The organism is Kitasatospora albolonga (assembly GCA_002082585.1).
In the GTDB taxonomy this organism is placed as follows: Bacteria; Actinomycetota; Actinomycetes; order Streptomycetales; family Streptomycetaceae; genus Streptomyces; species Streptomyces stephensoniae.
In genome coordinates this window covers 1,477,600-1,498,078 of sequence record CP020563.1, presented here as the reverse complement: position 1 = coordinate 1,498,078, position 20,479 = coordinate 1,477,600, and the positions used below count along the sequence as shown (strand labels likewise).

Here is a 20,479-nt window from a genome sequence, read left to right as displayed (position 1 = left end):
ATAGCGGTCGGGGACATCCCTATACACCTCGTCGGCTTCAGAAACCGGCGTACTTATACGAGGAGATCGGTTCGTGACGATCCGCGTAGGCATCAACGGCTTCGGCCGCATCGGTCGCAACTACTTCCGCGCGCTGCTCGAGCAGGGTGCGGACATCGAGATCGTGGCTGTCAACGACCTGGGTGACACTGCGACCACGGCCCACCTGCTGAAGTACGACACCATCCTGGGTCGTCTCAAGGCAGAGGTCAGCCACACCGCCGACACCATCACCGTCGATGGTCACACGATCAAGGTGCTCTCCGAGCGCAACCCGGCCGACATCCCCTGGGGTGAGCTGGGCGTCGACATCGTCATCGAGTCGACCGGCATCTTCACCAAGAAGGCCGACGCCGAGAAGCACATCGCCGGCGGCGCCAAGAAGGTCCTCATCTCGGCTCCGGCCAAGGACGAGGACATCACCATCGTGATGGGCGTCAACCAGGACAAGTACGACGCGGCCAGCCACCACGTCATCTCCAACGCCTCCTGCACCACCAACTGTGTGGCGCCGATGGCCAAGGTCCTCGACGAGAACTTCGGCATCGTCAAGGGCCTGATGACGACGGTCCACGCGTACACCAACGACCAGCGCATCCTGGACTTCCCGCACTCGGACCTGCGCCGCGCCCGCGCCGCCGCCGAGAACATCATCCCGACCACGACCGGTGCCGCCAAGGCCACCGCCCTGGTCCTCCCGCAGCTCAAGGGCAAGCTCGACGGCATCGCGATGCGCGTCCCGGTCCCGACCGGCTCCGCCACCGACCTCGTCGTCACCCTGGACCGCGAGGTCACCAAGGACGAGGTCAACGCCGCGTTCAAGAAGGCGTCCGACGACGGCGCCCTCAAGGGCTTCCTGACGTACACCGAGGACCCGATCGTCTCCTCGGACATCGTCGGCGACCCCTCGTCCTGCACCTTCGACTCCTCCCTGACCATGGTCCAGGAGGGGAACACGGTGAAGATCCTCGGCTGGTACGACAACGAGTGGGGCTACTCCAACCGCCTCGTCGACCTCACGGTCTTCGTCGGCAACCAGCTCTGATCCTCGGGTCAGCAGGTACATCGATGTGAGCAAGGGGCCCGACCGGCGCAACGACGCGCCGGTCGGGCCCCTTAGCATGCTCATCGGTCCCTCCAAGGAGTAAACGGAACAGATGAAGACGATCGACGAACTTCTCACCGAAGGGGTCGCCGGCAGGCGGGTATTCGTCCGCGCCGACCTCAACGTGCCGCTGGACGGCACCACCATCACCGACGACGGCCGTATCCGCGCCGTCGTCCCGACGGTCGCCAAGCTCGCCGAGGCCGGCGCGCGCGTCGTCGTCGCCTCGCACCTGGGCCGCCCCAAGGGCGCCCCGGACCCGGCGTTCTCGCTGGCGCCCGCCGCCGCGCGCCTCGGTGAACTCCTCGGTGCCGACGTCGCCTTCGCGACCGACACCGTCGGCGACTCCGCCCGCGCCACCGTCGCGGGCCTCACCGACGGCCAGGTCGCCGTCATCGAGAACCTCCGCTTCAACGCCGGTGAGACCTCCAAGGACGACGCCGAGCGCGGCGCCTTCGCCGACCGGCTGGCCGAGCTCGCGGACGTGTACGTGGGCGACGGCTTCGGGGCCGTACACCGCAAGCACGCCTCCGTCTTCGACCTCCCGGCCCGGCTGCCGCACTACGCGGGCTACCTCATCGCCACCGAGGTCGGCGTCCTGAAGAAGCTCACCACCGACGTTCAGCGGCCCTACGCCGTCGTCCTCGGCGGGGCCAAGGTCTCCGACAAGCTCGGCGTCATCGACCACCTGCTGGAGAGGGCCGACCGCATCCTGATCGGCGGCGGCATGGTCTTCACCTTCCTCGCCGCCCAGGGCCACGAGGTCGGCTCCTCGCTGCTCCAGGAGGACCAGATCCCGGTCGTCAAGGAGTACATCGAGCGGGCGAAGGAGCGCGGCGTGGAGTTCGTGCTCCCCGTCGACGTGCTGGTCGCCGGTGAGTTCCCGGACATGAAGACCAAGGCCCCGGCCAACCCCGCGACGGTGGCCGCCGACGCCATCCCCGCCGGACAGATGGGCCTGGACATCGGCCCCGAGTCCCGCAAGCTCTACGCCTCGAAGCTCGCCGACACGGCCACCGTCTTCTGGAACGGCCCCATGGGCGTCTTCGAGCACCCCGACTACGCCGAGGGCACCCGCGCGGTCGCCCAGGCGCTCATCGACTCCCCGGCGTTCACCGTCGTCGGCGGCGGAGACTCCGCCGCGGCCGTGCGCATCCTGGGCTTCGACGAGAACGCTTTCGGACACATTTCGACCGGTGGCGGCGCCAGCCTCGAGTACCTCGAGGGCAAGACGCTTCCCGGCCTCGCCGCACTGGAGGACTGACCCCTCATGACCACCCGTACCCCGCTGATGGCGGGCAACTGGAAGATGAACCTCAACCACCTCGAGGCCATCGCCCACGTCCAGAAGCTCTCCTTCGCCCTGGCCGACAAGGACTACGAGGCCGTAGAGGTCGCCGTCCTGCCGCCCTTCACCGACCTGCGCTCCGTGCAGACCCTGGTCGACGGCGACAAGCTGAAGATCAAGTACGGCGCCCAGGACATCTCGGCGCACGACTCCGGCGCGTACACCGGTGAGATCTCCGGCGCGATGCTCGCCAAGCTGCGCTGCACGTACGTGGCCGTCGGCCACAGCGAGCGCCGCCAGTACCACGGCGAGACCGACGAGATCTGCAACGCCAAGGTCAAGGCCGCCTACCAGCACGGCCTCACCCCGATCCTCTGCGTCGGCGAGGGCCTGGACATCCGCAAGGCCGGTGACCAGGTCTCCTACACGCTCGCTCAGCTCGACGGCGCCCTGAAGGACCTCCCGGCCGAGCAGGCCGAGTCCATCGTCATCGCCTACGAGCCGGTCTGGGCCATCGGGACCGGCGAGGTCGCCACCCCCGAGGACGCCCAGGAGGTCTGCGGGGCGATCCGCCGCAGGCTGGCCGAGCTGTACTCGCAGGAGCTGGCCGACGCCGTCCGCATCCAGTACGGCGGCTCGGTGAAGTCCGGCAATGTGGCGGCCATCATGGCGCAGCCCGACGTGGACGGCGCCCTCATCGGCGGTGCTGCGCTGGACGCCGACGAGTTCGTCAAGATCGTCCGCTTCCGCGACCAGTGAGTATGCGGTAGCGGCGATCCGTCGTACCCTTGCGGGGGCCGAGAGGGTCTGCCACCCTCCGGCCCCCGCTGTACGCACAGGCAGTAGTCAAGAATTCCGGAAAGTAGGGACCAGCCGTGGTTTTGGCGTTCGAGATCGCCCTGATCGTCTTCAGCCTGCTGCTGATGCTGCTGGTGCTCATGCACAAGGGCAAGGGCGGCGGCCTCTCCGACATGTTCGGTGGCGGAATGCAGTCGTCCGTCGGCGGTTCCTCCGTCGCCGAGCGCAACCTCGACCGCATCACCGTCGTGGTCGGTCTGATTTGGTTCGCGCTGGTTGTCGTCCTCGGCCTGCTCATCAAGCTGGGCGACTGACCCCGCCCGGAGATTCCCGGTGAGGGTGTAACTCCTTTCACTGGACGTGCGTTGGGCCTTACGTAGACTGAGGCTTCGTCGAGCACCGTCAGGCAGGGAGTTACGACCGTGGCAAGTGGCAACGCGATCCGGGGAAGCCGGGTCGGAGCGGGGCCGATGGGCGAGGCCGAGCGCGGCGAGTCCGCGCCGCGCCTGCGCATCTCCTTCTGGTGCTCGAACGGGCACGAGACGCAGCCGAGCTTCGCCCATGACGCGCAGGTGCCGGACACCTGGGACTGCCCGCGCTGCGGCTTCCCGGCCGGCCAGGACAAGGACAGCCCCCCGGACCCGCCCCGCACCGAGCCGTACAAGACGCACCTCGCGTACGTACGCGAGCGGCGCAGCGACGAGGACGGCGAGGCGATCCTCGCCGAGGCGCTGGCCAAACTCCGCGGCGAGATCTAGCCCCTCCGGGGCACACAGCTCCACGTACCACCTCTGTCGTTCACCGGCCGGGCACCCCACGGGTGTCCGGCCGGACCGCTTCCCGCGCCGCGGCCCGCGTCCGCGCCACCCGCCTCCTCGATCAATTAGGTTGGAGGGGCAGCGGGGAAGCTGACGGACAAGAAGAAGTGGGCTGATATCCGGGATGAACGCAGCAAGCCGAGCCAAGCTCAACCAGACCCCCGAGTGGACGGCTCTCGCCAAGCACCGTGAGGAGTTCGGCGCCACCCGGCTGCGCGAGCTGTTCGCGCGGACGCCGGACCGGGGCACCGACTACACCCTCAGGGTCGGCGACCTCCACCTCGACTACTCCAAGCACCTGGTCACCGACGAGACGCTGCGCCTGCTGCGCGAACTCGCCGCCGCCACCGGGGTCGCGGAGCTGCGGGACGCCATGTTCCGCGGCGAGAAGATCAACACCACCGAGGACCGGGCCGTCCTGCACACCGCGCTCCGGGCCCCGCGCGGAGCGGTGATCGAGGTCGACGGCGAGAACGTCGTGCCCGCCGTCCACGCTGTCCTGGACAGGATGGCCGCCTTCGCCGACAAGGTCCGGGCGGGGGAGTGGACCGGCCACACCGGCAAGCCCATCAAGAACGTCGTCAACATCGGCATCGGCGGCTCGGACCTCGGTCCTGCCATGGCGTACGAGGTGCTGCGCTCCTTCACGGACCGCTCGCTCACCGTCCGGTTCGTCTCCAACGTCGACGGCGCCGACCTTCACGAGGCCGTCCGCGACCTGGACCCCGCCGAGACGCTGTTCATCGTCGCCTCGAAGACGTTCACCACCATCGAGACGATCACCAACGCCACCTCCGCCCGCGACTGGCTCCTCACCGAGCTGCGGGCCGGTCAGGACGCCGTCGCGAAGCACTTCGTGGCGCTCTCGACCAACGCGGAGAAGGTCGAGGAGTTCGGCATCGACACGGCCAACATGTTCGAGTTCTGGGACTGGGTCGGCGGCCGGTACTCCTACGACTCCGCGATCGGCCTCTCGCTGATGATCGCCATCGGCCCGGACCGGTTCCGCGAGATGCTCGACGGCTTCCACCTCGTCGACGAGCACTTCCGCACCGCCCCCGCCGAGGAGAACGCCCCGCTCCTGCTCGGCCTCCTCGGCGTCTGGTACGGCAACTTCTTCGACGCCCAGTCGCACGCGGTGCTGCCCTACAGCCACTACCTGTCCAAGTTCACCGCCTACCTCCAGCAGCTCGACATGGAGTCCAACGGCAAGTCCGTGGACCGCCAGGGCGACCCGGTGGACTGGCAGACCGGACCCGTCGTCTGGGGCACCCCCGGCACCAACGGGCAGCACGCGTACTACCAGTTGATCCACCAGGGCACGAAGATGATCCCGGCGGACTTCATCGGCTTCGCCGCCCCCGTCCACGACCTGCTGCCCGGACTGATCGCCCAGCACGACCTGCTGATGGCCAACTTCTTCGCCCAGACCCAGGCGCTGGCCTTCGGCAAGACGCCCGACGAGGTCCGCGCGGAGGGCGTGCCCGAGGAGCTCGTCCCGCACAAGACGTTCCGGGGCAACCACCCGACGACCACGATCCTCGCCGACCGGCTGACCCCCTCGGTCCTCGGCCAGCTCATCGCGCTCTACGAGCACAAGGTCTTCGTCCAGGGCGCCGTCTGGGACATCGATTCCTTCGACCAGTGGGGCGTCGAACTCGGCAAGGTCCTCGCCAAGAGGATCGAACCCGTCCTGACCGGCGACGCCGGTACCGGGGAGCTCGACAGCTCCACCGCCGCCCTCGTCACCGCCTACCGCACGCTGCGGGGGCGCTGAACCGTGCCACCGGGGGAGGGGACGGCGGTACGGCTGAGACCGCCGCGCAACACGCTGAACGAGCGGGCCGTCGGCTGGTGGCGGGTCCAGTGGCTGCTGCTGACCGCCCTGCACGTCGTGCCACTGGCCGTGCTGGGCGCGCTGATCGGGCCCGCCCGCTTCTGGCTGCTGCTGTCCGCCGCGGTCCTCGCCGCGGCGGGCGTGGCCGCCGCCGTCCTCTTCCCCCTCTGGTGGTTCCGTACCCATCGCTGGGAGGTGACCGAGGACGCGGTGTACGTCCGCACGGGGTACTTCTGGCAGGAGTGGCGGATCGCGCCGATGTCCCGCATCCAGACCGTGGACACCGTGCGCGGCCCGCTGGAACAGCTCCACCGGCTCGCCACCGTCACCGTCACCACCGCATCCGCCAAGGGCGCGGTGCGCATCGCGGGCCTCGACCACGAGGTCGCCGCCGAACTGGCCGAGCGGCTGACCCGCATCACCCGCGGCACCCCCGGCGACGCCACATGAGCACCACCGCCACCCCGTACGCCCCCGAGGACGGCTGGCGCCGGCTCGACCCCCGTACGGTCGTGGTCACCGCCCTCGTCGTGGCGGGCGTCGTCGCGGGTGTCGCCCTGCCCGCCACCCTCGGGCTCGCCCGCTGGCTCGGGCTCCCGGCCGCCGTGCTCTGGGCGTTCACCGGAGCCGTCCTGGTCATCGCGGCGGCGGCCGGCACCGACCGCGTCCGCTGGCACCGCACCCGCTACCGCATCGGCGAGGAGCGCGTCGACCTCCACACCGGCCTCCTCCTCGTCAAGCGCCGCTCCCTGGCCCGCGAGCGCATCCGCACGGTCGACCTCACCGCCAACCTGCTGCGCCGCCTCCTGGGCCTGGTCACCGTCAGGATCGGCACCGGGGAACAGGGCTCCGACTCCACCCTCACCCTGGACCCGGTCACCCGCGCCGAGGGCGAGCGGCTCCGCCGCCTGCTGCTGGAACGGGCCGCCACCGCACCGCCCGGCGTCCACCGCGACGGCGAACTGGCCGTCCTCGACCCCCGCTGGATACGGTACGCACCGGTCTCCTTCGTCGCCCCCATGCTCGGCGGCGCCGCGGTCGGGGCCGTGATGCAGATCAGCGACTGGGTGGGGGCCCAGGGCCAGGTCATCGCCTGGGTCGGCGAACGCTTCCGGGAGACCCCGCTCCTGTGGACGGTCATCGTCCTGGTCGTGGCCGCCCTGGTCGCGGGGGTCGTCGGGGCGCTCGGCCTCTGGATCGAGATGTGGTGGAACTACCGCCTGGAGCGTGAACCGGGCGGCACCCTCAGGGTCCGGCGCGGGCTGCTCACCTCCCGCTCCATCTCCGTCGAGGAGGCCCGGCTGCGCGGTGTCGACCTGGTCGAACCCCTCGGCGTACGGCTGGTCGGCGCCGCCCGGCTGGACGCCATCACCACCGGGCTGGCCCAGGACCACGCATCCAGGAACGCCGACCACAACACGGTCCTCCCCGCCGCCCCGCGCGAGCGGGCCGATGCCGTCGCCGCCGACGTGCTCCGCGAGGCCGTCACCCCGACCGGCGCGACGCTGACCCGCCACCCGCGCGCCGCCCGGGGCCGCAGGCTGCGCTGGTCGCTGGCCACCGCCCTCGCCCCGCTCCTGCTCCTCACCCTCCTCGGGACGCTGCTCACCCCCGTACTCCTGTGGATCGCGCTCGGCTGCGCGGCGGTGTTCCTGCCGCTCGCGGTGGCGCTCGCGCTGGACGCGTACCGGGGGCTCGGCCACACGCTCTCCGGCCGCTACCTGGTCACCCGCTCCGGCTCGCTCCGCCGCTCCACCGCCGCGCTGGAGCGGGCGGGAGTGATCGGCTGGACCGTCAAGCAGTCGTACTTCCAGCGGCGGTCCGGGCTGCTCAGCGTCACGGCCACCACGGCCGCCGGAGGGGGCGCCTACACCGCGTACGACACCGACGCGGCCGAGGGCCTCACCTTCGCCGCCGAGGCCGTCCCCGGGCTGCTGGACCCCTTCCTGGAGCGTGACGAGCGCCCCTCGGCCCACGCGGCGGACGAACCCTCCGGCCCGTGACCGACGGCACAACCGGCCCGCTGGGCAGCGGGACCGCTGTCGGCGACGATATCGATCATGACCTTCACCCACCGCCGTACGGTTCTCACCGCCCTGGCCACCGCCGCCGTCAGCGGCCCGCTGCTCGGCTCGCTCACCGCGGCCCCCGCCCACGCCACCGGCGACCTGGACATCTACACCTCCAACACCGACCTCTACAGGAAGCTCGCGGGAAAGGAGGGCGTCGAGTTCGCCCGCCGCTACAAGAGACACGAGTACGCCGACCACTCGCTCCCGCAGAAGTACCCGTACAACCGGACCACCGTCATGGCCCTGCACGGCGGCGGCATCGAGACCGGCACCTCCGAACTCTGCCTCGCCATAGCCGGTTACCACCCCGCCACGCTCGCCCCGCTCCAGGACGGCCACGGGGCGCACGACTACTGGATGTTCGAGGGGCTGCGCACCTCGGGCAACCGCGATCTGCACGTCACGTCCAAGAACTGCGACGACCACGTGGCGATCTCCATGGCGGCGAGCAGCCTCAACGTCCTGAGCCTGCACGGCTGTACGTCGGCGCAGGCGGGCACCGTCCCGCAGGCCGTGGTGGTCGGCGGCCTCAACACCCGGTTCAAGACGCTGCTCAAGGCGGAGTTCGACGCGGTGGGCATCGCCTGGCGGGACGGGAACGAGACGCCCGACCTGGCCGGGGTCAACCCCGACAACCCGGTGAACCGCACCATGCTGTCCAAGGGCGGTCAGCTGGAGCTCACCACCGAGCTGCGCGCCGCCATGTTCACCAACAACACCCGCGCGGGCCGGGCCGGCTCCACGACCCCGGTCTTCGACCGCTTCGTCGGCGCCTGCCGGGCCGCGATCACCAAGCTGGAGCAGGGCGCCGACCAGGTCATCCTCTGAGGTACGGAGACCTCAGGCGTGGTGCGTCGTGTCGATGACGCAGAAGCGGTTGCCCTCGGGGTCGGCGAGGACCACGAAGTCCGGGTCCGGCGGGTAGAGCTCCCAGGCCACCCGCTCGGCGCCGAGACCGATCAGCCGCGCCACCTCGGCCTCCTGCTCGTCCGAGTAGAGGTCCAGGTGGACCCGGGGGACCTCCTGCACGGGGGAGGTGGAACGGCCCAGCGCCACGCCGACACCGGGCCCCTCGACCGGGACCAGGACCACCCAGTCGTCCGTCCCCGGCTCGCGCTCGGTGTACGTGAGCGCCGCCTTCCAGAAGGCGGCGGCCCGTTGTACGTCGCTCGCGCCCATCACCACGGTTCCGATATGCACCATGGAGCCGAGCCTTTCACGCCGCAGGCCCGGCCCGCTGACAAAAAGCGGGCCGGGCCTGGACGTTCGTACGGTCAGGCGGACGCCGGTGGATACAGCGCGCGCGGCAGCTGCGAGGCCGCCGCCGCGTCCAGCAGCCAGAGCGTCCGGCTGCGCCCGTACGCGCCCGCCGCCGGGGCCTGGATCTCCCCGGCGCCCGACAGCGCGATGGCCGCCGCCTCCGCCTTGTCCTCGCCCGCCGCCAGCAGCCACACCTCACGCGCCGCGCGGATCGCGGGGAGCGTGAGCGAGATCCGGACCGGCGGCGGCTTGGGGGCCCCGTGCACACCGACGACGGTCCGCTCGGTCTCCCGTACCGCGGGCAGCTCCGGGAAGAGCGAGGCCACATGGGTGTCCGGGCCGACGCCCAGCATCAGCACGTCGAACGAGGGCACCCGGCCGTGGTCCTCCGGCCCCGCCGCCGCGGCGAGTTCGGCCGCGTACGCCGCCGCCGCGTCGTCCACGTCCTTGCCGTACGGGCCGTCGGACGCGGGCATCGCGTGCACCCGGGCCGGGTCCAGCTCCACCGCGTCGAGCAGCGCCTCCCGGGCCTGGGTGACGTTCCGCTCGGGGTCGCCCTCGGGCAGGAACCGCTCGTCGCCCCACCACAGGTCGAGGCGCGCCCAGTCGACGGCGTCCCGGGCGGGCGCGGCGGCGAGCGCGGCCAGCAGGCCGTTGCCGTTGCGCCCGCCGGTCAGCACCACCGAGGCGTGGCCCCGGGCGGCCTGGGCGTCCACGATCCGCGTGATCAGCCGGGCCGCCGCGGCCTGCGCCATCAGCTCCTTGTCCCGGTGCACGACCAGCTGGGGAGGCGTCACTTGGCGGCCGCCTTCTTGGCCGGGGCCTTCTTCGCGGCGGGCGCCTTCGGCTCGTCCCCGGCGCTCTTCTCCGCCGCCCTCTCCGCCACCGGGGCGGCCTTGACCGCACCGCCGGAGTGCAGCTTCTCCACCCCGAACTTCACCGCGGACTCGTAGGTGTTGTCCGGGTCGAGCCGCCGCAGCTCCTCCGCGAGCAGCTCGGCGGTGTCACGGCGCTTGAGCGCCACCGCGCGGTCGGGCTGGCCCTGCATGGAGAGCGTGGCCAGCGAGCCGTCGGCCCGGTCCAGGACGATGACGCCGTTCTTCGTCTCCATCCGGACGGCGGTCAGCCCCGGGCCCTCGGAGAGCGTGCGCTCCACCGGGACGCCGAGCCGGTCCGCGAGCCACATCGCGAGCAGCTCGCAGCTCGGGTTGTCGCTCTCGCCCTCGACGGTGGCGCCGATGACCTGCGCGGGCTGCTGGTCCAGCGCGGCGGCCAGCATGGAGCGCCACGGCGTGATCCGGGTCCACGCCAGATCGGTGTCGCCCGGGCTGTACGTCGCCGCGCGCACCGCCAGCTCGTCGAGCGGGAGCTCGGCGGCATAGGTGTCGGTGATCCGGCGCTGGGCCAGCGCGCCCAGCGGGTCCTTCGCCGGGTCGGCGGGGGCGCCCTCGGGCCACCACACCACGACCGGGGCGTCCGGCAGCAGCAGCGGGAGCACCACCGACTGGGCGTGGTTGGCCAGCTCGCCGTGGAGGCGCAGGACGACCGTCTCGCCGGTCCCGGCGTCGGAGCCGACCCGGACCTCGGCGTCGAGGCGGGCGTCGCGCCGGGCGCGCGGCGAGCGGCTGACCCGCTTGATCACCGCGATGATCCGCGAGGGGTGCTCGCGGGAGGCGTCACCGGCCGACTTGAGCGCGTCGTACGCGTTCTCCTCGTCGGTGACGACGACCAGGGTGAGCACCATGCCGATGGCGGGGGTGCCGATCGCCCGGCGGGCCGAGACCAGCGCCTGGTTGATCTTGCTGGATGTGGTCTCCGTGAGATCGATCTTCATGGCCGCCTCCAGCTCCGTCCGTCCCGTGCGAGCATCTCGTCGGCCTCGACCGGCCCCCAGGTGCCTGCCTCGTACTTCGCGGGCTTGCCGTGCTTGTCCCAGTACTCCTCGATCGGGTCGAGGATGGTCCAGGAGAGCTCGACCTCCTGGTGGCGCGGGAAGAGGTTGGCGTCGCCGAGCAGCACGTCCAGCAGGAGCCGCTCGTACGCCTCCGGGCTGGACTCCGTGAAGGACTCGCCGTACGCGAAGTCCATCGTGACGTCCCGGACCTCCATCGAGGTGCCGGGCACCTTGGAGCCGAAGCGCACGGTGACGCCCTCGTCCGGCTGCACCCGGATGACCAGGGCGTTGCCGCCGAGCTCCTCCGTGGCGCCGGACTCGAACGGCAGATAGGGAGCGCGCTTGAAGACGACCGCGATCTCCGTGACCCGGCGGCCGAGCCGCTTTCCGGTCCGGAGGTAGAACGGCACGCCCGCCCAGCGGCGGTTGTTGATCGTCAGCTTGATCGCCGCATAGGTGTCGGTCGTCGACTTCGGGTCGATGCCCTCCTCCTCGCAGTAGCCGAGGACCTCCTGACCGCCCTGCCAGGCGTGCTCGTACTGGGCGCGCACGGTGTGCAGACCGAGGTCCTCGGGCAGCTCGACGGCGGTGAGCACCTTGAGCTTCTCGGCGACCAGGGCCTTGGGGTGGAAGGAGCCGGGCTCCTCCATCGCGGTCAGCGCCAGCAGCTGGAGCAGGTGGTTCTGGATGACGTCACGGGCGGCGCCGATGCCGTCGTAGTACCCGGCGCGGCCGCCGATGCCGATGTCCTCGGCCATCGTGATCTGTACGTGGTCGACGTAGGACCGGTTCCAGATCGGCTCCCACATCGTGTTGGCGAACCGCAGCGCCAGGATGTTCTGGACCGTCTCCTTGCCCAGGTAGTGGTCGATCCGGAAGACCTCGTTGGGCGGGAAGACGTCGTGCACGAGCTGGTTGAGCTCCTGCGCGCTGGCCAGGTCGTGGCCGAACGGCTTCTCGATGACGGCCCGTCGCCAGGAGCCCTCGGTCTGGTCGGCCAGCCCGTGCTTCTTGAGCTGCTGGACGACCTTGGGGAAGAACTTCGGCGGCACGGAGAGGTAGAAGGCGAAGTTGCCTCCGGTGCCCTGCGCCTTGTCGAGCTCCTGGATGGTCGCCTTCAGCGTCTCGAACGCCTCGTCGTCGTCGAAGTTGCCCTGGACGAAGCGCATCCCCTGGATGAGCTGCTGCCAGACCTCCTCGCGGAACGGCGTACGGGCGTGCTCCTTGACGGCGTCGTGGACGACCTGCGCGAAGTCCTCGTCCTCCCAGTCGCGGCGCGCGAAGCCGATGAGCGAGAAGCCCGGTGGCAGCAGGCCGCGGTTGGCCAGGTCGTAGACAGCAGGCATCAGCTTTTTACGGGACAAATCGCCCGTGACGCCAAAGATGACCAGGCCCGACGGCCCCGCGATACGCGGGAGCCGTCGGTCCTGTGCGTCACGGAGCGGGTTGGCTCCGGGAACAGCAGACAAAGTGGTCAGCCCTCCGAGGGGGCGAGGCGCGAGAGCTCCGCCTCGGTCGACTTGAGCAGGTCGTTCCAGGACGCCTCGAACTTCTCGACGCCCTCGTCCTCCAGCACCTGCACGACGTCGTCGTACGAGATGCCGAGCTTCTTGACCGCGTCGAGGTCGGCGCGGGCCCGGTCGTAGCCGCCGGTGACGGTGTCGCCGGTGATCTCGCCGTGGTCGGCCACGGCGTCCAGGGTCGCCTCCGGCATGGTGTTGACCGTGTTGGGGGCGACCAGCTCGTCCACGTACAGGGTGTCCTTCAGCGCCGGGTCCTTGACGCCGGTCGAGGCCCAGAGCGGACGCTGCTTGTTGGCCCGCTCCTTGTCCAGCGCGGCCCAGCGGTCGGAGGAGAAGACCTCCTCGTACGCCTCGTAGGCCAGCCGCGCGTTGGCCAGGGCGGACTTGCCCTTGGCGGCCTTCGCCTCGTCGGAGCCGATGGCGTCCAGGCGCTTGTCGATCTCGGTGTCCACGCGGGACACGAAGAAGGACGCCACCGAGTGGATCTTGGAGAGGTCCAGGCCCGCGGCCTTCGCCTTCTCCAGACCCGCCAGGTAGGCGTCCATGACCGCGCGGTAGCGCTCCAGCGAGAAGATCAGCGTCACATTGACGCTGATGCCCCGGCCGATGACCTCGGTGATCGCCGGGAGACCGGCCTTGGTCGCCGGGATCTTGATGAGCGTGTTCGGCCGGTCGACCAGCCACGCCAGCTGCTTGGCCTCGGCGACGGTGGCCACGGTGTTGTGCGCCAGGCGCGGGTCGACCTCGATGGAGACCCGGCCGTCCTGGCCGCCGGTCGCGTCGAAGACCGGGCGCAGGATGTCGGCGGCGTCGCGGACGTCCGCCGTCGTGATCATGCGCAGGGCTTCCTCGACGGTGACCTTGCGGGCGGCGAGGTCGGTGAGCTGCTGCTCGTAACCGTCGCCCGAGGAGATCGCCTTCTGGAAGATCGACGGGTTGGTGGTGACGCCGACGACATGGCTCTGGTCGATCAGCTCGGCGAGGTTGCCCGAGGTGATCCGCTTGCGCGACAGGTCGTCGAGCCAGATCGCCACGCCCTCGTCGGAGAGGCGCTTGAGTGCGTCTGTCATGAGTTGCATCTCCTACTAGTGGTGTCTACCGGCGTCAGCGCGCTGCGGCTTCGAGGGATTCCCGCGCGACGGCGGCCACGTTCTCGGCGGTGAAGCCGAACTCGCGGAAGAGGACCTTCGCGTCGGCCGAGGCGCCGAAGTGCTCCAGCGAGACGATCCGGCCCGCGTCGCCCACGTACCGGTGCCAGGTCAAGCCGATGCCCGCCTCCACGGCGACCCGCGCCTTCACCGACGGCGGAAGCACGCTCTCCTTGTAACCCTGATCCTGCTCCTCGAACCACTCGACGGACGGCATCGAGACGACCCGGGTCGGCACCCCGGCCGCCTGGAGCTGCTCGCGCGCCTCGACCGCCACGTGGACCTCGGAGCCGGTCGCGATGAGCAGCACCTGCGGCTTGCCACCTTCGGCCTCGAACAGGACGTAACCGCCCTTGGCCGCGTCCTCGTTGGGCTCGTACGTCGGCACGCCCTGGCGGGTCAGCGCCAGGCCGTGCGGGGTGCCCTCGCCGAACACCTTGGTGTAGCGGCGCAGGATCTCGCGCCAGGCGATGGCGGTCTCGTTGGCGTCGGCCGGACGGACGATGTTCAGGCCCGGGATGGCGCGCAGCGAGGCCAGGTGCTCCACCGGCTGGTGGGTCGGGCCGTCCTCGCCGAGACCGATCGAGTCGTGCGTCCACACGTACGTCACCGGCAGGTGCATCAGCGCCGAGAGCCGCACCGCGTTGCGCATGTAGTCGGAGAACACCAGGAAGGTGCCGCCGTAGATGCGGGTGTTGCCGTGCAGCGCGATGCCGTTCATCGCGGCGGCCATCGCGTGCTCGCGGATGCCGAAGTGGATCGTGCGGCCGTACGGGTCGGCCTCCGGCAGCGGGTTGCCCACCGGGAGGAACGACGACGTCTTGTCGATCGTGGTGTTGTTCGAGCCCGCGAGGTCGGCGGAGCCGCCCCACAGCTCGGGCACGATCTCGCCCAGCGCCTGGAGCACCTTGCCGGAGGCGGCCCGGGTGGCCAGGGACGTGCCGGGCTCGAAGACCGGGAGCTTCTCCTCCCAGCCCGCGGGCAGCTCGCCCGCCGCGATCCGGTCGAAGTCGGCGGCGCGCTCCGGGTTGGCGGTGCGCCACGCGGCGAACGCCTTGTCCCACTCGGCACGGGCCTCACGGCCGCGGTCCAGGGCCTGGCGGGTGTGGCCGATGACCTCGTCGGAGACCTCGAAGGTCTGCTCCGGGTCGAAGCCGAGGACCCGCTTGGTGGCCGCGATCTCCTCGTCGCCGAGCGCCGAGCCGTGCGCGGCCTCGGTGTTCTGGGCGTTCGGGGCGGGCCAGGCGATGATCGAGCGGGCCGCGATGAACGAGGGGCGCCCGGTCTCGGCCTTGGCCGCCTGGAGCGCCGCGTACAGACCCGCCGGGTCCAGGTCGCCGTTCGGGAGCTGCTCGACGCGCTGGACGTGCCAGCCGTACGCCTCGTACCGCTTGAGGGTGTCCTCGGAGACCGCGGTCTCCGTGTCGCCCTCGATGGAGATGTGGTTGTCGTCCCAGAGCAGGACCAGGTTGCCCAGCTTCTGGTGCCCGGCCAGCGAGGACGCCTCGGCCGCGATGCCCTCCTGGAGGCAGCCGTCACCGGCGATGACCCAGACCGTGTGGTCGAACGGGGAGGTGCCGGGGGCCGCCTCGGGGTCGAAGAGGCCGCGCTCGTAGCGGGCGGCCATCGCCATGCCCACCGCGTTGGCGACACCCTGGCCCAGCGGGCCCGTCGTCGTCTCGACACCCGTGGTGTGCCCGTACTCCGGGTGGCCCGGCGTCTTGGAGCCCCAGGTCCGGAACGCCTTCAGGTCGTCCAGCTCCAGTCCGTAACCGGCCAGGTAGAGCTGGATGTACAGGGTCAGGCTGGAGTGGCCCGCCGAGAGGACGAACCGGTCACGGCCGGTCCACTCCGCGTCGGCCGGGTCGTGCCGCATGACTTTCTGGAACAGGGTGTACGCGGCGGGAGCCAGGCTCATGGCCGTACCCGGGTGGCCGTTTCCGACTTTCTGTACGGCGTCCGCGGCGAGGACGCGGGCGGTGTCCACGGCCCGCTGGTCCACATCGGTCCACTGGAGGTCTGTGGTGGTCGGCTTGTTGCTCACCCTGAGTCAGGGCTCCTCTCCACTGTTCGTAAACCGGTGACTGTTGCCGCACCGGGCGCTGCCGAGCCTACCCCCGCCGCGGGGCACACTTCCCGGCCACTTTCCAGGGTGCGGGCGACCCGCGCGCTTCGCCTCCCGGCGGACCGCCCCCGTCCGTCCCACAGTCACCCCCAACACGACCCCACCCCCGCGAAGGACGGTGTGTGCCCAACGTCTACAGTGGTCGGGTTCGCGCAAGTCTTCACAAGGGCCCTTCGGCCCGGAGCTTGCTGGGATTTCTCTGTCAGGGGTGTGCGTGACGGCCGTCGAGTCCCGACCCGCCGGGGTCGCCTTGACTCCCAGCCCAGGGGGCCATCGCCCGTACGGGGCCCGTGTCAAGGCATTCGTGGCGCTTACCAAGCCACGGATCATCGAGCTGTTGCTCATCACCACGATTCCGGTGATGTTCCTCGCGGCCCAGGGCGTACCCGACCTGTGGCTCGTGTTCGCCACCACCTTCGGGGGATACCTCTCGGCCGGTGGTGCCAACGCGCTGAACATGTACATCGACCGGGACATCGACGCGCTGATGGACCGCACGTCGCAGCGCCCGCTGGTCACCGGCATGGTCAGCCCCCGCGAGTGCCTGGTCTTCGGCATCTCCCTCGGGGTGGTGTCCACCCTCTGGTTCGGACTGCTCGTCAACTGGCTGTCCGCCGCCCTCGCGCTCGGCGCGCTCCTCTTCTACGTCGTCGTCTACACGATGCTGCTGAAGCGCCGCACCTCGCAGAACATCATCTGGGGCGGCATCGCCGGCTGCCTGCCGGTGCTCATCGGCTGGTCCTCCGTGACGAACTCCCTCTCCTGGGCCGCCGTCATCCTCTTCGCCGTCATCTTCTTCTGGACGCCGCCGCACTACTGGCCGCTCTCCATGAAGGTGAAGGACGACTACGCCCGGGTCGGCGTCCCGATGCTCCCGGTCATCGCCTCCAACCGGGTGGTCGCCCGGCAGATCGTCATCTACAGCTGGGTGATGGTCGGCGTCTCGCTCCTCCTCACTCCGCTGGGCTACACCGGCTGGTTCTACACGGCGGTGGCGCTGCTCGCGGGCGGCTTCTGGCTCTGGGAGGCCCACGGGCTCCAGAACCGGGCCAGGGCCGGGGTGAGCGGCGCCAAGCTCAAGGAGATGCGGCTCTTCCACTGGTCCATCACCTACGTCTCCCTGCTTTTCCTGGCCGTCGCGGTGGACCCCTTCCTCCGCTAGGGCCTCTCGTTCGGCTCTTCACGGGCGGGTCACGTGGCACAAGCCACGTGACCCGCCCGTCGCCGTTCGAACTACTCGTCGGTAGCATCCTGTTCATGGGAGAGACGGCAGCAGCAGACGCAGCAGACACCGCGCAGACCTCGCGGACGGACGCCAGGAAGGCGGCCCGCGCGGAGCGCAGGGCGGCGAAGCTGGCCCGCGAGATCGGGGCCTTCGCCAAGGAGCACGGCGGCGCCGAGGGGCAGCTCGCCTACATCGGTGAGGCGGGCGCCCGCATCGTCCTGGTCGGCCAGGACGGCGCCTGGGGCGACCTGGTGGCCCCGACGTACGCCGTGGCCGAGAACGCGGTGGAGAAGGCCGGGATCACGGTGCACGAGGAGTTCGACGGCGACTTCGCCCTCAAGGTCCGTACGGGCCCGTACGAGTGGTCGCGGATGGCGGGCATCCAGGTCGGCGGCCCCTCCAACGACAGCTGAGCGCCTACGGCGAAGGGGGCGGCGGGCATCTGCCCGCCGCCCCCTTCGCCGTACGTGTGCTCAGACGGCCTGCGCCGACTCCCGCCGGTCGGCCGAGGCGGACGGGCCCGGCAGCGGCGCCGGCTCGGCGTCGCCGCGCTCGCGCATGCTCATCACGAGGCGGATCACGGCGATCCACATGATGGCCGAGCCGAACATGTGGACGCCGACGAGGATCTCCGGGACGCCGGTGAAGTACTGCACGTACCCGATGGCGCCCTGGGCCAGCAGCACGACCAGCAGGTCACGGGCGCGGGCCCGGGTGTCGGCGGGGGCGTCGACCACCCGCAGGGCCAGCCACATCGCGATGGCCAGCGCGCAGACCACCCAGGCCGAGATGGCGTGCACATGGGCGGCGGCGGCCCAGTCCCACGGCATGCGCGGTACGTCGCTGCTGTCGCCCGCGTGCTTGCCGGAACCGGTCACCGAGGTGCCGAGCACGATGAGGACCACGGTGGTCGCCAGGATCGCCCAGGCGAGTCGGCGCACCGGAAGGGGCGCGCGGGGGCGCGCGGGGCCGTCGCCCTCGCCGATCCGGACCCAGGTGATCACGGTGACCGCGAGCAGCGCGTTGGCGAGCAGGAAATGCCCGGCCACCGTCCACGGGTTGAGCCCGGCCCAGACGGTGATGCCGCCGAGGACGGCGTTGCCCAGCACGATCCAGAACTGCGACCAGGCCAGCCGGGTCACCTTGCGGCGGCGCGGCTTCATCGAGCGGGTCGCGATGATCGCCCAGCCCACGGCGGCCGACAGGACGTACGTCAGCAGCCGGTTGCCGAACTCGATCGCACCGTGCATGCCCTGCGCGGGCGTCGCGAAGAGGCTGTCGTCGGTGCACTTGGGCCAGGTGTCGCAGCCGAGGCCCGAACCGGTCAGCCGGACGGCACCGCCGGTCACGATGATGAAGACGCTCATCATGACGGCGGAGAGCGCGGCACGCTTCACCACCTTGGTGGACGGCGTCCAGCGCTTGGCGATGGCAGAGATGGGGGTTTCCACGCGGACCATCGTAGGAGGTGGCTTGTGCACGTTTTCACGAGGGGGTGTTCGTACGGGATCGCCCCGAGTGGTCCGCTGCTCCCCGCTACCCCCCCGCTACTCCCAGCGGAAGAACTTCGCCGCCGCGCCCAGCCCCAGCACCGCCCAGACGGCCAGGATTCCGGCCTGGGCCCACGGCATCGACGCGCCGTGCTGGAGGACGTCCCGCAGCCCCTCCGAGAGCGCCGAGACGGGCAGCAGCCCCAGCACCGACTGCACCGCGTCCGGGAACTTGTCCAGCGGCACGATGACCCCGCCGCCGACCAGCAGCAGCAGGAAGACCAGGTTGGCGGCGGCGAGCGTCGCCTCGGCCTTCAGCGTCCCGGCCATCAGCAGCCCGAGCCCGGAGAACGCGGCGGTACCCAGCACCAGGAGCAGCAGCACGGAGAGCGGGCTGCCCTGCGGCGACCAGCCGAGCCCGAGGGCGATCGCCGTCAGCAGGAGGATCTGGAGCACCTCGGTGACCAGCACCGACAGGGTCTTCGCCGTCATCAGCGCCCAGCGCGGCAGCGGGGAGGCCCCGAGCCGCTTGAGGACTCCGTAACGCCGTTCGAAGCCGGTGGCGATGGCCTGGCCGGTGAACGCGGTGGACATCACGGCGAGCGCGAGGACGCCCGGCGCCAGGAAGTCGACCGACGCGCCCGGGCCGGTGTCCACGATGTCGACCGCGCTGAACAGCACCAGCAGCAGCGTCGGGATGATCACCGTCAGCAGCAGCTGCTCGCCGTTGCGCAGCAGCATCCGGGTCTCCAGCGCGGTCTGCGCGGCGATCATCCGGGGGAGCGGGGCGGCGCCGGGGCGCGGGGTGTACGTACCGGCGCTCATGCGCGCAGCTCCTTGCCGGTCAGTTCGAGGAAGACGTCCTCCAGGGTGTGCCGCTCCACGGAGATGCCCTCGGGCATCACACCGTGCTGGGCGCACCAGGAGGTGACGGTGGCGAGCAGCTGCGGGCCGACGCTCCCGGTGATGCGGTACGTGCCCGGGAGCGGCTCGGCGGCCCCGGAGCCGTCGGGCAGCGCCTTGACCAGGGAGCCGAGGTCGAGCCCGGGCCGTCCGGTGAAGCGCAGGGTGTTCTCGGCGCCGCCCCGGCAGAGCTGCTCGGGGGAGCCCTGGGCGATGACCCGGCCCGCGTCGATGATCGCCACGTGGTCGGCGAGCGCCTCGGCCTCGTCCATGAAGTGGGTGGTCAGCACCACGGAGACCCCGTCGGCGCGGAGCTCGCGGACCAGGTCCCAGGTGGAGCGGCGGGCCTGCGGGTCGAGCCCGGCGGTCGGCTCGTCCAGGAAGACCAGCTCGGGCCGCCCCACGACCGCGAGGGCCAGGGCGAGCCGCTGCTGCTGGCCGCCGGAGAGCCGCCGGTAGGTGGTGCGCCCGCAGGAGCCGAGGCCGAGGCGCTCGATCAGGGCGTCCACGTCCAGCGGGTGGGCGTGGAGCTTCGCCATGTGGCGGAGCATCTCCTCGGCGCGGGCGCCGGAGTAGACACCGCCGGACTGGAGCATGACCCCGATCCGGGGGCGCAGCCGCTCCGCGTCGGCGACCGGGTCGAGTCCGAGGACACGTACGGTTCCGGCGTCGGGGCGGCGGTAGCCCTCGCAGGTCTCGACGGTGGTGGTCTTCCCGGCGCCGTTCGGGCCGAGGACGGCCGTCACCGCGCCCGCCGGGACCGCCAGATCGAGGCCGTCCACCGCGGTCTTCGTGCCGTACCGCTTCACCAGGCCGGTGACCTGTACGACGGGCTCGTTCTCCATGGCAGGGAAGTCTAGGCAGGGGCTTCCGGAGGCCCCGTCCCGGGGCCAGATTAGGTAACCCTAAGTGACGAACCACACCGTAGATCGTTCCGGACCGTGGTTGTCAGGG

20 protein-coding genes are annotated in these 20,479 nt (G+C 70.9%); 11 read left to right on the top strand and 9 right to left on the bottom strand.

From position 1 onward, the window contains the following. Positions 1-73 precede the first annotated feature (73 nt). From B7C62_06450 to B7C62_06410, 9 genes are all read left to right on the top strand, one after another. Positions 74-1,084 carry a type I glyceraldehyde-3-phosphate dehydrogenase gene (locus B7C62_06450; GenBank protein ID ARF71944.1) on the top strand — a complete coding sequence of 337 codons (1,011 nt, stop codon included), beginning with the start codon at positions 74-76 and terminating at the stop codon, positions 1,082-1,084. A 112-nt stretch (positions 1,085-1,196) separates the two neighbouring features. Then, the gene (locus B7C62_06445) at positions 1,197-2,408 is read left to right on the top strand and encodes a phosphoglycerate kinase (protein ID ARF71943.1); all 1,212 of its coding nucleotides are present in this window, start codon (positions 1,197-1,199) and stop codon (positions 2,406-2,408) included. A 6-nt stretch (positions 2,409-2,414) separates the two neighbouring features. Continuing rightward, complete coding sequence (locus B7C62_06440; GenBank protein ID ARF71942.1) at positions 2,415-3,191, top strand: triose-phosphate isomerase; 777 nt, start codon at positions 2,415-2,417, stop codon at positions 3,189-3,191. A gap of 116 nt (positions 3,192-3,307) precedes the next feature. Further along, positions 3,308-3,544, top strand: coding sequence for a preprotein translocase subunit SecG (locus B7C62_06435; protein ID ARF71941.1), 237 nt, complete (start codon positions 3,308-3,310; stop codon positions 3,542-3,544). A 108-nt stretch (positions 3,545-3,652) separates the two neighbouring features. Continuing rightward, a complete protein-coding gene (locus B7C62_06430) occupies positions 3,653-3,988 on the top strand; it encodes an electron transporter (protein ID ARF71940.1) in 336 nt (111 codons plus the stop codon). A gap of 184 nt (positions 3,989-4,172) precedes the next feature. Further along, a complete protein-coding gene (locus tag B7C62_06425; GenBank protein ARF71939.1) occupies positions 4,173-5,825 on the top strand; it encodes a glucose-6-phosphate isomerase in 1,653 nt (550 codons plus the stop codon). A 3-nt stretch (positions 5,826-5,828) separates the two neighbouring features. Next, on the top strand, positions 5,829-6,335 hold the full coding sequence (locus tag B7C62_06420; protein ARF71938.1) for a hypothetical protein: 507 nt from the start codon (positions 5,829-5,831) through the stop codon (positions 6,333-6,335). Beyond that, positions 6,332-7,888, top strand: coding sequence for a hypothetical protein (locus tag B7C62_06415; GenBank protein ID ARF71937.1), 1,557 nt, complete (start codon positions 6,332-6,334; stop codon positions 7,886-7,888). Before B7C62_06420 ends, B7C62_06415 begins: the two co-directional genes overlap by 4 nt. A gap of 57 nt (positions 7,889-7,945) precedes the next feature. Beyond that, positions 7,946-8,785: a phage replication protein gene (locus B7C62_06410; protein ARF71936.1), complete on the top strand. Its 840-nt coding sequence runs from the start codon at positions 7,946-7,948 to the stop codon at positions 8,783-8,785. 12 nt (positions 8,786-8,797) lie between these two features. Here the strand turns inward: B7C62_06410 and B7C62_06405 are convergent, their stop codons facing one another. From B7C62_06405 to B7C62_06380, 6 genes are all read right to left on the bottom strand, one after another. Continuing rightward, positions 8,798-9,160 (bottom strand): glyoxalase, encoded by a 363-nt coding sequence (locus B7C62_06405; GenBank protein ID ARF71935.1) that lies wholly within the window; start codon positions 9,158-9,160, stop codon positions 8,798-8,800. Positions 9,161-9,231: 71 nt separating this feature from the next. Next, positions 9,232-10,014, bottom strand: a complete 783-nt coding sequence (locus B7C62_06400) for a 6-phosphogluconolactonase (GenBank protein ARF71934.1) — start codon at positions 10,012-10,014, stop codon at positions 9,232-9,234. After that, on the bottom strand, positions 10,011-11,051 hold the full coding sequence (locus B7C62_06395) for a glucose-6-phosphate dehydrogenase assembly protein OpcA (GenBank protein ARF71933.1): 1,041 nt from the start codon (positions 11,049-11,051) through the stop codon (positions 10,011-10,013). The genes B7C62_06400 and B7C62_06395 overlap by 4 nt, the downstream gene beginning before the upstream one ends. Beyond that, entirely contained in the window at positions 11,048-12,580 is a 1,533-nt protein-coding gene (locus B7C62_06390; GenBank protein ARF71932.1) for a glucose-6-phosphate dehydrogenase, read from the bottom strand. The genes B7C62_06395 and B7C62_06390 overlap by 4 nt, the downstream gene beginning before the upstream one ends. Before the next feature lie 5 nt (positions 12,581-12,585). Then, entirely contained in the window at positions 12,586-13,704 is a 1,119-nt protein-coding gene (locus B7C62_06385) for a transaldolase (protein ARF71931.1), read from the bottom strand. 34 nt (positions 13,705-13,738) lie between these two features. Continuing rightward, positions 13,739-15,826 (bottom strand): transketolase, encoded by a 2,088-nt coding sequence (locus tag B7C62_06380; GenBank protein ARF71930.1) that lies wholly within the window; start codon positions 15,824-15,826, stop codon positions 13,739-13,741. A gap of 289 nt (positions 15,827-16,115) precedes the next feature. Between B7C62_06380 and B7C62_06375 the strand changes: the two genes are divergently transcribed. Next, positions 16,116-17,069 (top strand): protoheme IX farnesyltransferase, encoded by a 954-nt coding sequence (locus B7C62_06375; GenBank protein ARF71929.1) that lies wholly within the window; start codon positions 16,116-16,118, stop codon positions 17,067-17,069. A 95-nt stretch (positions 17,070-17,164) separates the two neighbouring features. Next, on the top strand, positions 17,165-17,545 hold the full coding sequence (locus tag B7C62_06370; GenBank protein ID ARF77017.1) for a hypothetical protein: 381 nt from the start codon (positions 17,165-17,167) through the stop codon (positions 17,543-17,545). Between the two features lie 60 nt (positions 17,546-17,605). Here the strand turns inward: B7C62_06370 and B7C62_06365 are convergent, their stop codons facing one another. From B7C62_06365 to B7C62_06355, 3 genes are all read right to left on the bottom strand, one after another. Continuing rightward, positions 17,606-18,592 (bottom strand): cytochrome B, encoded by a 987-nt coding sequence (locus tag B7C62_06365; GenBank protein ARF71928.1) that lies wholly within the window; start codon positions 18,590-18,592, stop codon positions 17,606-17,608. Positions 18,593-18,679: 87 nt separating this feature from the next. Beyond that, on the bottom strand, positions 18,680-19,447 hold the full coding sequence (locus tag B7C62_06360) for an ABC transporter (GenBank protein ARF71927.1): 768 nt from the start codon (positions 19,445-19,447) through the stop codon (positions 18,680-18,682). After that, positions 19,444-20,370, bottom strand: coding sequence for an ABC transporter (locus tag B7C62_06355; protein ID ARF71926.1), 927 nt, complete (start codon positions 20,368-20,370; stop codon positions 19,444-19,446). Before B7C62_06355 ends, B7C62_06360 begins: the two co-directional genes overlap by 4 nt. Between the last annotated feature and the right edge of the window lie 109 nt (positions 20,371-20,479).